Annotated in this window: 14 protein-coding genes; 7 read left to right on the forward strand and 7 right to left on the reverse strand. The window is 71.3% G+C overall.

The features are described 5' to 3' along the window. Positions 1 to 120: 120 nt before the first annotated feature. Together C6Y14_RS23205 and C6Y14_RS23210 are read right to left on the reverse strand one after the other, a co-directional pair. Positions 121 to 603, reverse strand: coding sequence for a DUF1269 domain-containing protein (locus tag C6Y14_RS23205; protein ID WP_107018719.1), 483 nt, complete (start codon positions 601 to 603; stop codon positions 121 to 123). Then, a complete protein-coding gene (locus C6Y14_RS23210; RefSeq protein ID WP_107018720.1) occupies positions 603 to 1,157 on the reverse strand; it encodes a DUF1269 domain-containing family protein in 555 nt (184 codons plus the stop codon). Before C6Y14_RS23210 ends, C6Y14_RS23205 begins: the two co-directional genes overlap by 1 nt. A 174-nt stretch (positions 1,158 to 1,331) precedes the next feature. Here C6Y14_RS23210 and C6Y14_RS23215 point away from each other — a divergent pair, with 174 nt between their 5' ends. Further along, on the forward strand, positions 1,332 to 4,091 hold the full coding sequence (locus tag C6Y14_RS23215; RefSeq protein ID WP_107018721.1) for an MGH1-like glycoside hydrolase domain-containing protein: 2,760 nt from the start codon (positions 1,332 to 1,334) through the stop codon (positions 4,089 to 4,091). Further along, positions 4,088 to 5,560: an alpha-amylase family protein gene (locus tag C6Y14_RS23220; protein WP_107018722.1), complete on the forward strand. Its 1,473-nt coding sequence runs from the start codon at positions 4,088 to 4,090 to the stop codon at positions 5,558 to 5,560. The genes C6Y14_RS23215 and C6Y14_RS23220 overlap by 4 nt, the downstream gene beginning before the upstream one ends. A 9-nt stretch (positions 5,561 to 5,569) precedes the next feature. Here the strand turns inward: C6Y14_RS23220 and C6Y14_RS23225 are convergent, their stop codons facing one another. Beyond that, positions 5,570 to 7,312 (reverse strand): SulP family inorganic anion transporter, encoded by a 1,743-nt coding sequence (locus tag C6Y14_RS23225; protein WP_107018723.1) that lies wholly within the window; start codon positions 7,310 to 7,312, stop codon positions 5,570 to 5,572. A 140-nt stretch (positions 7,313 to 7,452) separates the two neighbouring features. Here C6Y14_RS23225 and C6Y14_RS23230 point away from each other — a divergent pair, with 140 nt between their 5' ends. Continuing rightward, positions 7,453 to 8,850 carry an MFS transporter gene (locus tag C6Y14_RS23230; protein WP_225891249.1) on the forward strand — a complete coding sequence of 466 codons (1,398 nt, stop codon included), beginning with the start codon at positions 7,453 to 7,455 and terminating at the stop codon, positions 8,848 to 8,850. A gap of 17 nt (positions 8,851 to 8,867) precedes the next feature. Here the strand turns inward: C6Y14_RS23230 and C6Y14_RS23235 are convergent, their stop codons facing one another. Both C6Y14_RS23235 and C6Y14_RS23240 read right to left on the reverse strand, forming a co-directional pair. Next, entirely contained in the window at positions 8,868 to 9,269 is a 402-nt protein-coding gene (locus C6Y14_RS23235) for an RDD family protein (protein ID WP_107018725.1), read from the reverse strand. Between the two features lie 62 nt (positions 9,270 to 9,331). Then, positions 9,332 to 9,844 carry a hypothetical protein gene (locus C6Y14_RS23240; protein ID WP_225891224.1) on the reverse strand — a complete coding sequence of 171 codons (513 nt, stop codon included), beginning with the start codon at positions 9,842 to 9,844 and terminating at the stop codon, positions 9,332 to 9,334. A gap of 131 nt (positions 9,845 to 9,975) precedes the next feature. Here C6Y14_RS23240 and C6Y14_RS23245 point away from each other — a divergent pair, with 131 nt between their 5' ends. After that, on the forward strand, positions 9,976 to 10,740 hold the full coding sequence (locus C6Y14_RS23245; protein ID WP_225891225.1) for an acyltransferase: 765 nt from the start codon (positions 9,976 to 9,978) through the stop codon (positions 10,738 to 10,740). 191 nt (positions 10,741 to 10,931) lie between these two features. Here the strand turns inward: C6Y14_RS23245 and C6Y14_RS23250 are convergent, their stop codons facing one another. Next, positions 10,932 to 11,783, reverse strand: a complete 852-nt coding sequence (locus C6Y14_RS23250) for a DMT family transporter (RefSeq protein WP_107018726.1) — start codon at positions 11,781 to 11,783, stop codon at positions 10,932 to 10,934. A gap of 93 nt (positions 11,784 to 11,876) precedes the next feature. Here C6Y14_RS23250 and C6Y14_RS23255 point away from each other — a divergent pair, with 93 nt between their 5' ends. Both C6Y14_RS23255 and C6Y14_RS23260 read left to right on the forward strand, forming a co-directional pair. Further along, a complete protein-coding gene (locus tag C6Y14_RS23255) occupies positions 11,877 to 12,449 on the forward strand; it encodes a helix-turn-helix domain-containing protein (protein WP_107018727.1) in 573 nt (190 codons plus the stop codon). An 86-nt stretch (positions 12,450 to 12,535) separates the two neighbouring features. Beyond that, positions 12,536 to 13,093, forward strand: coding sequence for a YbaK/EbsC family protein (locus C6Y14_RS23260; protein ID WP_107018728.1), 558 nt, complete (start codon positions 12,536 to 12,538; stop codon positions 13,091 to 13,093). Between the two features lie 4 nt (positions 13,094 to 13,097). Here the strand turns inward: C6Y14_RS23260 and C6Y14_RS23265 are convergent, their stop codons facing one another. Next, on the reverse strand, positions 13,098 to 14,222 hold the full coding sequence (locus tag C6Y14_RS23265; RefSeq protein WP_199854826.1) for a cation diffusion facilitator family transporter: 1,125 nt from the start codon (positions 14,220 to 14,222) through the stop codon (positions 13,098 to 13,100). A 68-nt stretch (positions 14,223 to 14,290) separates the two neighbouring features. Between C6Y14_RS23265 and C6Y14_RS23270 the strand changes: the two genes are divergently transcribed. After that, the gene (locus C6Y14_RS23270) at positions 14,291 to 14,650 is read left to right on the forward strand and encodes an ArsR/SmtB family transcription factor (RefSeq protein WP_199854827.1); all 360 of its coding nucleotides are present in this window, start codon (positions 14,291 to 14,293) and stop codon (positions 14,648 to 14,650) included.

The raw sequence follows: 14,650 nt of genomic DNA on the forward strand, positions 1-14,650 counted from the left end.
ACCTCGCTCCCAGCGCAGTGGACGTCCGCCAGACGTGAGTGTGGCCCGCACCGGGAAGCCGCGGACCGGCGCGGGCCACATCTCACCCGGGTGAAGTTCGGCCGGGCGGTTCGGCGGCCGTCACTGCTGCAGGGTGGCGATCAGCTCCTCCTCGCGCTCCTTGGTCAGCGACGTGCGCAGCACGGTGGGACCGAACGGACGCAGCGCCTCACGCACCCGGTCGGGCGTCGAACGCCGGACGAGCGCGAAGACGGCGGCCCGGCCCGGTTCGAGCGTGCCCGCGATCTCCTTGATGAACGCGTCGTTGATGCCCACGTCCGTGAGCTTCCCGGCGAGCGCGCCCGTGCCCGCGCCGACCGCGGCACCGAACACGGGCATCAGGAACAGCATGCCGAAGAGCGTGCCCCACAGGGCGCCCTCGGCCGCTCCGTGCGCGGTGGGGCTGAAGGACTGGCGGACATGGATCTTGCCGTCCGGGGTCCGCCAGGCGAGCGCCGCGTCCTCCAGGTCGAGGAGTTCCTGCTTGGACAGGTCCTTCGAGAGGCGCAGCACGGATTCGGCCTTCTCCTTGTCGGAGAAGCCGAGCACGACGAGATCGGTCATCAGGACCTCCTGGTGTTCCGGCCGGATGCCCGGCCCTTGCGGGTCTGTTCCGAGGCCGCCTCGTCCAGTCGCGCGACGGCGTCGGTGATTTCCACGACCACCAGGCCGAGGGACTCCTCCGTGAGGAAGCCCTCCGCGACGGGCACGCCGCCCGCGTCGCGGATCGCCGCCCTCAGTTCCCTGGCCCAGGTGTGTTCCAGCAGGACGAAGCCGGCGGCGGTCCCCGGGGTCAGCTGCCCGGCCAGGCCCAGGATGTCGTCCGGGGCGAGGCCGAAGGCGTTCCCCTCGGCGAGCGACGGGAACTCCGCCTCCGCGCCCTCCAGCACGTCGCGCGAGATGCCGAGCAGCGCGGCGACGGTCTGCCCCATGCCTTCCGCCTGGTAGTCGAGCGTGACGAGACTTCCGTCGGCCTCCTTCTGTACGAAGAGCAGGTCCAGCAAGCGGACTTGGCCGCTGCGGTCGAGCGCCACGAGCTCGTCGATGATCCTTCCCTCGAACTTCGCGTCGGGTCCGAACTCGACCGTCAGCAGTTGCACAGGTCCGATCCTGACCATGACCGCTCCCTTCGATGTGGTCCGCCTCCATCCAGCCGCCTTGTGGCCCGCTGCGCGTCACCCGCCACAGGTGAGGGCGGGGCTCCCGGGCCCTCACCCGCGGCAGGTGAGGCACCGGCGGGAGGGGCCGGACAGACTGACGCAGCCCCGGTAGGCCTGTCACAGGGAGCCAGGATGAACGCGCGGACGAGCGGCCAGCGGATCGGTCCGACCGGCGACGACGGAGGCCGATGGCGTCTGTGGGGCCCCTATCTGAGTGAGCGTCAGTGGGGCACGGTCCGGGAGGACTACAGCGACGGTGGTGACGCGTGGTCCTACTTCCCGCACGATCACGCCCGCTCCCGCGCCTACCGCTGGGGCGAGGACGGACTGGGCGGGATCTGCGACGAGAAGCAGCGGCTGTGCCTGGCGCTCGCCCTGTGGAACGGCCGCGACCCGATCCTCAAGGAGCGCGCCTTCGGGCTCACCAACGGCGAGGGCAACCACGGCGAGGACGTCAAGGACTACTACTTCTACCTGGACAGCACGCCCAGCCACTCCTACATGAAGTACCTGTACAAGTACCCGCAGGCCGAGTTCCCGTACAACGACCTGGTGGCCGTCAACCGCGAACGGAGCAGGCAGGAGTACGAGTACGAACTCCTCGACACCGGTGTCTTCGACGGCAGCCGCTACTTCGATGTGACGGTGGAGTACGCCAAGGCGTCGTCCGACGACGTGCTGGCGCGGATCACCGTCGACAACCGCGGTCCCGACGAGGCGGTCCTGCACGTCCTGCCGACCCTCTGGTTCCGCAACACCTGGTCGTGGCAGGACGGGTGCGGCGATGCCCCGAAACCGCGGATGAGCGCGGCCGACGGCCCCGGCGGCACGGTGACGATCCGTGCCGAGCACCCGCAACTGGGCAGCTACGACTGCCGGTTCGGGGAGGAGGTGCCGCTGCTGTTCACGGAGAACGAGACGAACGCCGAGCGGCTCTTCGGCTCGCCCAACTCCTCCCCGTACGTCAAGGACGGCATCGGCAGGTACGTGGTCGACGGCGAGCGGGAAGCCGTCAACCCGGCGCGGGAGGGCACCAAGGCGGCGGCGCACCACACACTCACGGTTCCCGCGGGCGGTTCGGCGACCCTGCGGCTGAGGATCGCGCCCACGGACGAGCGGCCGGCCGGCGAGCACGGCTTCGACTCCCGGGACTTCGAGTCGCGGGACTTCGAGTCGCGCGGTTTCGACTCCCGCGGTTTCGAGGCCGTGTTCGAGGACCGGATCGCCGAGGCCGACGCCTTCTACCGCCAGCTGATCCCCGAGGGCGCCGACGAGGACCGGGCCCGGGTGCAGCGGCAGGCGCTCGCCGGGATGCTCTGGTCCAAGCAGTACTACTTGTTCGACCTGGAGACCTGGCTTGCCGAGCACGGCCTTGACCCGTGGAGCATGCCGCGGCCGGGTGTGCGCAACCGCGAGTGGTTCCACATGGTCAGCGACGACATCGTGTCCATGCCGGACAAGTGGGAGTACCCCTGGTTCGCCGCCTGGGACCTGGCGTTCCACACCGTGGCCTTCGCGACCGTGGACGTCCGCTTCGCCAAGGAACAGCTCGAACTGCTCCTCAAGGACACCTTCCTGCACCCCAACGGCCAGATCCCGGCCTACGAGTGGAACTTCGCCGACGTCAACCCGCCGGTGCACGCCTGGGCCGCGTACTTCGTCTATCTGATGGAGGAGCGCACCACCGGCCGCGCCGACCGCGAGTTCCTGGAGCGCGCCTTCCAGAAACTCCTGACGAACTTCACCTGGTGGGTCAACCGCAAGGACCCCGACGACCGCAACGTCTTCGAGGGCGGCTTCCTCGGCCTCGACAACATCGGCGTCTTCGACCGCAGCGCGCCCCTGCCCACCGGCGGCCGGCTCGAACAGGCCGACGGCACCGCGTGGATGGCCCTCTACTGCCAGGCGATGCTGCAGATCGCCGTGGAACTCGTCGAGCACAACCAGGCGTACGAGGATCTGGTCCTGAAGTTCTTCGAGCACTACCTGTGGATCGCCGCCTCCATGGACCGGGTCGGCGACCTCGGCGACGAACTCTGGGACGAGGAGGACGGGTTCTACTACGACGTGCTGCGGCTGCCCGGCGGCCAGGCGGTGCGGCTGAAGGTCCGCTCGATGGTCGGGCTGCTGCCGCTGTGCGCGGCCACCGTCTTCCGGCCGTCCCAGCTGACCAAGGTGTCGGGCCTCGGTGACCGGCTGCGCCGCTTCGCGGACCGCCACCCCTCGCTCTCCGTCACGCTCACCTCCGTACAGGCGGGCACGGCGGGCGGCCCCCGGCTGCTGTCCGTGGTCGACGAGAAGAAACTGCTCAGGGTGCTCTCGTACCTGCTGTCCGAGGAGGAGTTCCTCAGCCCGTACGGCATCCGGTCCCTCTCCCGCCACCACGCCGAACACCCCTACCGTTTCTGGGTGCACGGCGAGGAGTACCGGGTCGGCTATCTGCCCGCCGAGTCGGACACGGGGATGTTCGGCGGAAACTCCAACTGGCGCGGGCCCGTGTGGTTCCCGATGAACGCCCTCGTCGTCCGGGCGCTGCTCAACCTGTACGGCTTCTACGGCGACGACCTCACCGTGGAGTGCCCGACCGGCTCCGGCGTCCGCATGACCCTCTTCGAGGTCGCCCAGGAGATCTCCGAGCGGCTCACCCGGCTCTTCCTGCGCGGTCAGGACGGACGCAGGCCTGTCCACGGAGGCCAGCGGATCCTCCAGGACGACCCGCACTGGCGGGACCTGATCTCGTTCTACGAGTACTTCCACGGCGACAACGGCGCCGGGATGGGCGCGGCCCACCAGACCGGCTGGACAGGGCTGGTCGCCACACTGATGACGGTCTTCGGCACGCTCACCCCGGACGACTTCCTGACCGACCGCGCCAAGAAGGGGACGATATGAGCGGGATCCCGGCACAGCCCGTCGTCCACGAGGTCAACACCCGTGTCTGGCTCCGCGAGATCCAGCGGCGGACCGGCCGCCACGGGGGACTGGGCGATGTCCCCAAGGACGCCTGGGACGAGGTCACCCCGCACGGCATCGACGCCGTATGGCTCATGGGCGTGTGGGAGCGCAGCCCGCAGGGCCGTGCCATCGCGCTGCGCGACCCGTCCCTGCGCGCCGCCTTCACCCGGGCCGTGCCCGACCTCCAGGAGGAGGAGATCGCCGGGTCGCCGTACTGCATCCGCCGCTACGAGGTCGACGCGGACCTCGGCGGGAGCGCGGGGCTCGCCGCCGCGCGCGCCGAACTGGCGGGCCGGGACATCGGACTGCTCCTCGACTACGTACCCAACCATGTGGCGCCGGACAGCCCCTGGACGGCCGAGCACCCCGAGTACTTCGTCCGGGGGAGCGAGGACGAACTGCGCGGCGATCCGGCGGCCTACCTCTCCGTCGAGGGCCAGGTCCTCGCCCGTGGCCGCGACCCCTTCTTCCCGCCCTGGCCGGACGTGGTGCAGCTCAACGCCTTCGAGCCCGCCCTGCGCGCGGCCACCACGGACGTCCTCATGCGCATCGGCGACCTGTGCGACGGTGTCCGCTGCGACATGGCGATGCTCATGATGAACGACATCTTCGCCCGCACCTGGGGCGAGCGGGCGGGCGAGCGGCCCGCGGACGACTTCTGGCCCACCGTCATCTCCGGCGTACGCCGAGGACATCCCGGCATGATCTTCGCCGCCGAGGCCTACTGGGACCGCGAGTTCGACCTCCAGCAGCAGGGCTTCGACTTCTGCTACGACAAACGGCTCTACGACCGGCTGCTGCACGAGAGCCCCGAGTCCGTCCGCGGCCACCTCACGGCGGACGTGACCTACCAGCGCAAACTCGTACGGTTCCTGGAGAACCACGACGAGCCACGGGCCGCGTACACGATGGACCCGGCGAAGGAACGGGCCGCGGCCGTCATGATCGCGACCCTGCCCGGGGCGACCCTGTGGCACGAGGGCCAGTTCACCGGGCGCCGCACCCAGCTGCCCGTCTTCCTGGACCGGCGGCCCGACGAGACACCGGACCTCGCGCTGCGCGCCTTCCACGAGACGCTGCTCGCCGCCGTCCACCGGAGCGGGATGCGCACCGGGCAGTGGCGGCTCCTCGACTGCGAGGGCTGGCCCGACAACCCCTCCCACCGCGATCTGCTCGCCTGGAGCTGGTCGGGCGAGGCGGGCCGCTTCCTGACCGTGGTCAACCTCTCCGGACAGCGCGCCCAGGCGAGGATCCGCCTGCCGTGGCCCGAACTCGGCCCCGACGAGCGGACGCTGACCAGTCTGCTCGACGCCGCCCGCTACACGCGCTCCGGAGCCGAACTGACCGGTCCCGGACTCTTCGTCGACCTCGACGCCTGGGGCACGCACGTCCTCTCCGTCGGCTAGCCGGCCGGTTCAGTCCTGAGACGGCGGCGGCCGGTCCGTCGCCGTCCACCGGGCGCCGGTCTTCTCCCGGTAGGCGGCGACGGCCGCCTCGATAGTGGGGAAGAAGTGCGCCGGATCGATGGTGCGCGTCAGTTCGTACCGCTCGATCTTGCGCCGCACCGGGTCCTTCAGCTCGGCGAACACCAGACTGATGCCCCGTTCGTTCAGCGCCTCGTCCAGTTCCTCCAGCTCGTCGGCGGCCGTGGTGTCCACGTCGGTCACCGGCTCCGCCGCGATCAGCACCCAGACGGGCCGCGGTTCGCCGAGGGCCAGCCGCGTCACCTCGTTGCGGAAGGCCTTGGCGTTGGCGAAGAACAGCGGACCGTCGAAGCGGTGGATCACCAGTCCGGGCAGATGCTCGGCCTGCGGGTACGAGCGGACGTCGTGGTAGCCCTCAAGCCCCGGCACCCGTCCCAGGACGGTGTTGTACGGCCACCAGGCCCGCCGGAAGACATTGAGGATGGACAGGCCGACGGCGACCGCGATCCCGGGCAGCACACCGAGCAGGGCCACGCCCAGGAAGGCCGCGATCGCCAGCAGGAACTCCGTCCTGCGCTGACGCCACAGCCGTACCGTCCCCGGGAGGTCGGCCAGGGACACCGACGCCGTGATCACCACCGCGGCCAGCGCGGGCTGGGGCAGGTTGCGGAACAGCCCGGGAAGCAGCACCAGCATGAGGACGATCAGACCGGCTCCGACGACCCCGGTGAGCTGGCTCCGGGCGCCCGCCCGTTCGGCCACGGCCGTCCGCGACCCGCTCGTGCTGACGGGGAAACCCTGGAACAGTCCGGCCGCCACGTTCGCCGTGCCGATCGCGACCATCTCCTCGTTGCCGCGGATCTCCTGGCCCGTGCGGGTGGCGAACGCCGAGGCGTTGGAGATGGTGTCGGCGAGCGAGACGAGCGCGATGCCCAGCGCGCCGACGAAGAGCGGGCCGAGGTCGTCCCAGCGGATGTCGGGCCAGGTCAGCGGAGGGAAACCGCGGGGGAGTTCACCGACCAGGCCGACGCCGTGCCGGCCCAGGTCGAAGAGCGAGGTCGCGGCGATCGCCAGCAGCACCATGACGAGCACCGCGGGCACCTTCGGCAGCCGGCGCTGCAGGACCAGGATCAGCACGATCCCCGTGACACCCACCGCCACCGCGGCGGGCACCGCCTTCCCGTCGGCCAGCCCCTGGACGAACTCCCCGACCTCGGCGAGCAGTCCGTCGGCGTCCGTCCTGAACCCGAACAGTTTCGGCAGCTGCCCGATCAGGATGGTGAGCGCCAGGCCGTTCATGTAGCCGATCATCGTGGGCTTGGAGATGAGGTCGGCGATGAAGCCGAGCTTGGCCACCCCCGCCAGGAGTGTGATCGCCCCGACCATGAGCGCGAGCATCGAGGCGAGCGCCACGGCACGCCCGCTGTCCCCTCCCGCGACGATCAGGGGCAGGACCGTGGCGGCGATCATCGGGCCCAGCGAGGAGTCCGGGCCGAGCACCAGGATGCGTGACGGGCCGAAGACGGCGTAGGCGAGCAGACAGAGCACGGACGTGTACAGACCGGTGATCGCGGGCAGTCCCGCCAGCTCCGCGTACGCCATGCCCTGCGGCACGAGCAGCGTGGTGAGGACGACACCCGCGACGACGTCCTTGACGAGCCACTCCCGCCGGTAGGCCAGGAGCGTACGCAGGCCCGGCGGGACGCTCGGAGTCCTCTTCCTGTCACCTGGCATCGCGGCCCTCCGCATGGTCCCTCGCCCCTCGACATTTAGCCCGTGGCGCACGCACCCGTCGTCACCTCGCAAGGGTGATGACGGGCGATCAGCAGCCACGGACGATGTTCGCATCCGAAGGTCCGGGAGCCGACATGGCCATGCCACCGAAACCCCCTGAAACGAGGTCCCCGGGACAGACGTCGCGCCCCGCGCGACGCGTCCTGGCCCCGCTCGCGCTCGCCCAATTCATCTGCAGTTACGCCGGCTCCAACATGAACGTCATGATCAACGACATCAGCAAGGACCTGGACACCACCGTCCAGGGCGTGCAGACCGTCATCACGGTCTTCCTGCTGACGATGGCGGCGCTGATGATCCCGGGCGGCAAACTGACCGACCGCTACGGCCGCAAACGCTGCTTCCTCGCCGGCCTCACCGTCTACGGAGTCGGAGCCGCACTCAGCGCGCTCGCTCCGGGGCTGGGCGTCCTCGCCCTCGGCTACTCGATCCTCCAGGGCGTCGGCACGGCCCTGCTCATCCCGCCCGTCTACATCCTCACCACGCTCCTGTTCCCCGACGTGACCTCCCGGGCCCGCGCGTTCGGGACCGTCATGGCGCTGGGCGGCATCGGCGCCGCCGCGGGACCCCTGATCGGCGGGCTCATCACCTCGGCGATCGGCTGGCGGGCCGCCTTCGTCTTCCAGGCGGCCGTCGTCGCGCTGATCATCGTGCTGAGCCGCCACGTCCGGGACCCCCTGCCGCCCGAGCCGGACCGGCACTTCGACATCGGCGGAGCCGTCCTGTCCGCGGTCGGCCTCGTCCTCGTCGTCATGGGCATCCTGGCCGCCGACGACAACGGCTGGCTGACGGCGGGCCTGCTGGCGCTCGGCGCGCTCGTCCTGGTGTGGCTCCTGCGCTGGGTGCGCGCGAAGGAACGGTCCGGCCGGGAACCGCTCTTCTCGACGAGCCTGTTCCACGACCGCACGTCCAACCTCGGACTCGTCACCCAGCACGCCCAGTGGCTGATGCTGATGGGGGTGTCGTTCGTGGTGGCCGCGTATCTCCAGGTCGTGCGCGGGTACGACGCCATAGAGACCGGGGCGATCTTCACCGCGGCCACCCTCGGCATCCTCGCCGCCTCGCTCGCCGCCGAGCGTCTGGTGAAACGGTGGCCGCAGCGGACGCTCATCGTCGTGGGCTTCGGCGTCACGATCTGCGGGATCGGCCTGCTCATCGCGATGGCCTCCGGCTCACCGAGCGTCTGGGCCTTCACACCCGGACTGCTCCTCATCGGCCTGGGACTCGGTGTGATGCTCACCCCGTCGGTCAACGTCGTCCAGTCGAGCTTCGGCGAGGAACGGCAGGGCGAGATCTCGGGGCTGTCCCGCAGTGTGTCGAACCTCGGTTCGTCGCTCGGTACGGCGATCGCCGGCACGATCCTCGTCGCCGACCCCGCGGCCGGTCCGTACGCCGTGGCTCTGGGCGTCCTGGCCTTCGTGGGCCTGGGCGGACTCACGGCCGCCACCATGCTGCCCGAGCAACAACCCGGCGCGTAGCCACACACGACGACCCGTCACATCCTGTCGTAGCGGACGGTGGTGGCCAGGACGAGATCCTGGACCGACGCACGGCGCCTGCTCACCGGGATCCACAGCAGGCCCAGGGGGAACACCAGGCACAGCGCGGCGCGCGCGAGGGCGCGCAGGACACCTGGCAGCCCGCCCGAACGTCCGGTGACGACGCGCAGGCCCAGCAGCCGGCCGCCCACGGTGCTGCCGGTCAGGACCCAGCTGCCGGTGAGGTAGAGCAGGGCGATGGTCCAGCCGCACAGACCGGAGAGCCGGACGGAGAGGTCGGGCAGCCGGAACGGCGGCCCGGTGACGAGCAGCCGCACGCCGCCGGCCCCGAACTGCACGGCGAGCCCGAGCCCGGCGACCACGAACGCGTCCACCAGGCCCGCCAGCACGCGCGACACAAGTCCCGCGGCGTCCCCCCGCGGGCCCCCGGCCCGCTCCGCCCCCGTCACGACGCCCCCGGTCAGAGCGTCTGCTCGCGGGACGACCCAGGCGACCCAGAACCGGATACGGACACCACCACCGACCCCGTATCCGAGTCCTGCTCGTGCTCGTCCCCCTGCTCCGGGTCGGGTCTGCGCAGCAGGCGGTCGGCGATGCGGTCCACCATCCGGTCGGCCCGCACGCTCCGGGCCCGGAGCCCGTGGACGGTCTCGTCGGCCATCCCGCCGCCGGTGTCGCGGACGATACGGCCGAGGTCGATCTCCGTCAGCACGCCCTTGGTGAGGGCGGCCAGATCGATACGGTCGAGCACGGCGTCGAGATCCAGCCGGGCCGCGATCCGGTCGACGTCGACGCGCTCGGCGACCTGGTTCACATCGACGCGGGACACGAGTTCGTCCAGGTCCATCCGGTCGACGACCGCGGCCGTCAGCGCGCGGATCACCGCATCGGTGACGTCGGCGGCGGCCCCCAGCGCGAACCGTGTCAGGCGTCCGGCCGTATCGAAGGGATGAAGAGCGCGGTACCGGGTCATTGCGCCAGCGCACCCCCGACGGGACGCGGGCGCATCATCCGTTGCGGGTGAACCGCAGGTCGGTGCCGGTGGGGCGAAGATCACAGGTGTACGAGCTCTTGGGCGGACGTGCCGCTGAGTACGGTGAGCGGGTGCCCAAGAGTAAGAACACGTTCTCGTCCCGGCGGAGCCGCCTCGTCCAGCGGGCCGTCCACGCGGGCTGGGCCTGGGTGCAGCGGACCGGCGCGGTGACGGCCGAGCGGCCCGGACGGCTGCGGTTCGGCGCGATGGGGACGGGCACGAGGCTGGCCTTCCCGCAGGGCACGGTGTTCGGCGAACCGTGGATCCACCTCGGCGACCACTGCATCATCGGCGAACAGGTCACGCTGACCGCCGGGTTGATGCCCGACCTCGACCTCGGCGCGGAGCCGATACTGCGGCTGGGCAACGGTGTCGTCCTCGGCCGGGGCAGCCATGTCATCGCCGACACCACGGTCACGATCGGCAGCGACTGCTACTTCGGGCCCTATGTGTACGTGACGTCCACGAACCACTCGTACGACGATCCGCAGGTGCCCATCGGCAAGCAGTGGCCGCGGATGGAGCCGGTGGAGATCGGCCCCGGCTGCTGGATCGGCACAGGCGCGGTGATCCTGCCGGGGGCGCGGATCGGCCGGAACGTGGTGGTGGCGGCCGGTGCGGTGGTACGCGGCGTGGTCCCCGACCACGCGGTGGTGGCGGGAGCGCCGGCCCGCGTGGTCCGCCGCTGGACCCCCACCGAGGGCTGGCAGCCCCCGCTGCGCACCCCCGCCCCGACCCCGATCCCCGCGGACATCACCCCGGAACAACTACTGGCCTTGTCAGAACTGGACGAACAGAGCATCAAGGCCCTGAGAGCAATAGAGGACGCCCCCTAGGGGGCAGGGGGAAAGCGCGCTCAAGCAGGCGCCCCGTAAGGGGCGCGGGGAACGGCGCGCTCAGCCACGACGAGCCCGCGGTCAAGACCCATCCCCAGCCACCCACCCCCTAAGGGGCGCGGGGAACTGCGCGACCAGCCACAACGCACCCGCAGCCGACGCACAGCCCCTGGCGGAGCCAACCGGTCGGTTCACCCCGTCGCGAGCAACACGCTCCCCACCAACGCAAGCCCCGCCCCAGCCACCTGCACCCCCCGCAACCGCTCCCGCAGGAAACCCCGCGCGGCCACGGCGGTAACCACCGGATACAGCGAGGCGAGAACCGCGGCCACAGCCACCGGCCCAAGCCGAGCGGCCAGCGCATACGTGCCGTTGGCGGCGACATCCGCCAGCCCCACGAACGCGAACGCCGGCACCGCCCGCCAGGCCACCCGGGGCAGAGCCACCCGCCCCCGCCGCACGGACACGCACAGCGCCGCCCCACCGGCGACGACATTCGTGACGCGCTGCACGAACAGCGCCAGAAAGAGCCCGGTGAGCGTCGACGACGCCTCCGCGATCAGCGCCATGACCGCCCCGAATCCGAACGCCGCGAGCAGTGTGAGCAGCACGGCCTGCCGCTGCACGGGCGCTCCCCTGAACTGCGGCCCGCCCGCCAGCACGACCCCCGCGACGGCGACGGCGATTCCCACGAACTGCATCAGCCCGGGACGCTCCCCGAGGGCGAGTCCGACCCCCACCGGCACGGCGACCCCGATCGAGCCGAGCGGGGAGACGACCCCCATTGGCCCGAGTGCGAGTGCCTTGTAGAAGGCCAGCATGGCGACGGGCCCGACCAGCCCCGCCGCCACCGCGAACCACAACCGCGGTCCTGTCTCGCTCCAGGCGCCCGTCCCGAGGACGACCGCGCCCAGCACCACCGCGGCGATCGACTGCGAGACGACCACCACCGTCAGCGCGGGGGTACGCCGTGCCAGCAAGCCGCCGCCGAAGTCGGCCAGCCCCCACAGGAGGCTGGTGGCCAGGGCGAACAGTGCTGTCATCGAGCGCCTCGCAGTACAGTTCGGTGAACAATCCGGTGCACCCCACCGTAGTTCAGTTCATTGGACTCTGTCATCCAGAATATTGGACGGAATGTGTCGGACCTCGACCTCCTGACCCAGTCACTGGCGCGCAACGTCAAGCGCTGGCGCACCGAGCGCGGCTTCACCCTCGACGCGCTCGCCGCCCGCGCCGGGGTCAGCCGCGGCATGCTCATCCAGATCGAGCAGGCCCGCACCAACCCCAGCCTCGGTACCGTCGTGAAGATCGGCGACGCGCTCGGCATCAGCATCACCACCCTGCTCGACTACGAGCAGGGCCCGAAGGTCCGGATCGTCCCGCCGGAGCAGGCCGTACGGCTCTGGCACACGGACGCGGGCAGCTACAACCGCCTCCTCGCGGGCACCGAGGCCCCCGGTCCCCTGGAGATGTGGGACTGGCGGCTGATGCCGGGCGAGGGCAGCCCCTCGGACCCGCACCCCACGGGCACGGTCGAACTCATCCACGTCACGAAGGGCGAACTGGCGCTCACCGTGGACGGCACGGAGTACCGCGTCCCGGCCGGTTCGAGCGCCTCCTTCGAGGCCAACACCCCCCACACGTACGCCAACGCGGGCGACGTACCCGTGGAGATGGTGATGGCGGTGTCGGTGCCGGGCGTGCACTGAGGCTCGTACGGCCCCCGCGCGGAGGCATTCCTTGCCGAGGCCGAGGCCCCGGCGGGAGCCGTCCGCGTGGCTGTTAGCGTGCCGGCATGCGCGCACCCCTCGGACACTTCGACGACGCCACGCCCGCCACCGAACGCCTCGACGTGCTGACCCGCCCGGTCGCCGACGCCGTACGCGACTGGCGCGGCAGCGTCCCCGCCGAGCAGATCGTGTACGTGGACACGGAGCCGGAGTGGGCCGACACCGCCACCTTCCTGGAGCACTACGGCCCGGAACTCCTCGGGCAGTCCGCGAACTGCGTGGTCGTCGCGGGCAAGCGCGGCGGGGAGACGACGCTCGCCGCGTGCGTGGTGCTGTCGGCCACTCGCGTCGACGTGAACGGCGCGGTCCGGCGGCAACTCGGCGCGCGCAAGGCGTCGTTCGCGGCGATGGACACGGCGACCGGCGAGACCGGGATGGAGTACGGCGGCATCACCCCGCTCGGACTGCCCGCGCACTGGCCGGTGTTGGTGGACTCGGCCGTCGTCGACCTGCCGTACGTACTGGTGGGCAGCGGCCGTCGGCGCGGAAAGCTGCTCGTGCCGGGGAAGGCGTTCGCCGAGCTCCCGAACGCCGTCGTCCTGGAAGGACTCGGGAACGCCTGACCGCTCAGCCGGGCCCCGTCACGTGGTGGGCCAGCGCCAGATGAGGGTCCGACTCACCCGGCACGGGTGACGGATCGGCGTGCACGAGGGCCGCGGTGAGGCCCGGTACGGCGTGCAGCAGGGCGTGTTCGGCCGCGACCGCCACCCGGTGGGCCGCGCGGACGCTCGACTCCCCGTCGACGACGACGGCCACCTCGGCGCGCAGCCGGTGGCCGATCCAGCGCAGTCGCAGTTCGCCGACCCCACGCACGCCGGGCACCTCCCGCAGTGCCCGCTCGGCCGCGTCGAGCAGAGCCGGGTCGACCGCGTCCATGACCCGGTGGAACACCTCGCGCGCGGCGTCGCGCAGCACCACCAGCAGGGCCGCCGTGATCGCCAGCCCGACCACCGGGTCGGCGAGCTGCCAGCCGACGGCCGCGCCGCCCGCGCCCAGGAGCACGGCGAGCGAGGTGAAACCGTCCGTCCGCGCGTGGAGCCCGTCCGCGACCAGCGCCGCCGAGCCGATTTCGCGGCCGACGCGGATGCGGTAGCGGGCCACCCACTCGTTGCCCACGAAGCCGATGACGGCCGCGGCGGCGACCACCGGCAGATGCTCGACGGGGCGTGGGTCGAGCAGCCGGTCGACCGCCGTCCAGCCCGCGAAGACCGCGGAGGCCGCGATCGTCAGCACGATCACGAGTCCCGCCAGGTCCTCCGCCCGCCCGTATCCGTACGTGAACCGCCGGTCGGCGGCCCGTCGGCCCAGGACGAACGCGATGCCGAGCGGTACGGCGGTGAGCGCGTCCGCCGCGTTGTGCACGGTGTCGCCGAGCAGCGCCACCGAGCCGGAGAGGGCGACGACGACCGCCTGGGCGGCGGCGGTCGCGCCGAGGACGGCCAGCGAGATCCAGAGCGTACGGATACCGCGGGCCGAGGACTCCAGAGCGGAGTCGACCTTGTCGGCGGTGGCGTGCGAGTGCGGGGTGAGGAGATGGCTCAGCCGGTGCCGCAGCCGGTGCCCGGACCGGGCCTGGCTCTCTGAATGGTGCCCGTGGTCGTGCCCGCTTCCGTGCCCGCCTCCGGGCCCATGGCCGTCTTCATGGGCATGCCCAGGCCCCCGCTCCCGCCCGTGGTCGTGCTCGGTGCTCACATGATCCCCTTCCCGGGATGTCCATGAACGAGGTGGACGCGACCGTCCCACCGAGCCATTATGTGCGTATGAGCGCACGCATGCACCTGTCACCTGCGCACGATGAGCATCCGCGCACACCGGGCGAGGAGCAGTTCGCCCTCGCCGCCGAACTCCTCGCCCTCCTGGGCGATCGCACCCGGCTCGCCCTGCTGCACGCCCTGGCCGATGACGAGGCGGACGTCACGACCCTCACGGAGCGGTGCGGGGCCGCCCGCCCGGCGGTCAGCCAGCACCTGGCGCGGCTGCGGCTCGCGGGCCTCGTCAACACACGCAAGGAGGGGCGCCGGGTGATCTATTCGCTGCGGGACGGGCATCTGCGGCGGGTCGTCGACGAGGCGCTGAACCTGGCCGACCACCGGCTGAGGGACAGGCCGGCGCACGATTGA

It is taken from the genome of Streptomyces dioscori, assembly GCF_003024195.1.
Taxonomy (GTDB): Bacteria; Actinomycetota; Actinomycetes; order Streptomycetales; family Streptomycetaceae; genus Streptomyces; species Streptomyces dioscori.

What these genes read in the sequence shown, in the direction of transcription:
- C6Y14_RS23205 (WP_107018719.1), bottom strand. Translation starts at nt 603, where the DNA reads ATGACCGATCTCGTCGTGCTCGGCTTCTCCGACAAGGAGAAGGCCGAA.
- C6Y14_RS23210 (WP_107018720.1), bottom strand. Translation starts at nt 1,157, where the DNA reads ATGGTCAGGATCGGACCTGTGCAACTGCTGACGGTCGAGTTCGGACCC.
- C6Y14_RS23215 (WP_107018721.1), top strand. Translation starts at nt 1,332, where the DNA reads ATGAACGCGCGGACGAGCGGCCAGCGGATCGGTCCGACCGGCGACGAC.
- C6Y14_RS23220 (WP_107018722.1), top strand. Translation starts at nt 4,088, where the DNA reads ATGAGCGGGATCCCGGCACAGCCCGTCGTCCACGAGGTCAACACCCGT.
- C6Y14_RS23225 (WP_107018723.1), bottom strand. Translation starts at nt 7,312, where the DNA reads ATGCCAGGTGACAGGAAGAGGACTCCGAGCGTCCCGCCGGGCCTGCGT.
- C6Y14_RS23230 (WP_225891249.1), top strand. Translation starts at nt 7,453, where the DNA reads ATGCCACCGAAACCCCCTGAAACGAGGTCCCCGGGACAGACGTCGCGC.
- C6Y14_RS23240 (WP_225891224.1), bottom strand. Translation starts at nt 9,844, where the DNA reads ATGACCCGGTACCGCGCTCTTCATCCCTTCGATACGGCCGGACGCCTG.
- C6Y14_RS23250 (WP_107018726.1), bottom strand. Translation starts at nt 11,783, where the DNA reads ATGACAGCACTGTTCGCCCTGGCCACCAGCCTCCTGTGGGGGCTGGCC.
- C6Y14_RS23260 (WP_107018728.1), top strand. Translation starts at nt 12,536, where the DNA reads ATGCGCGCACCCCTCGGACACTTCGACGACGCCACGCCCGCCACCGAA.
- C6Y14_RS23270 (WP_199854827.1), top strand. Translation starts at nt 14,291, where the DNA reads ATGAGCGCACGCATGCACCTGTCACCTGCGCACGATGAGCATCCGCGC.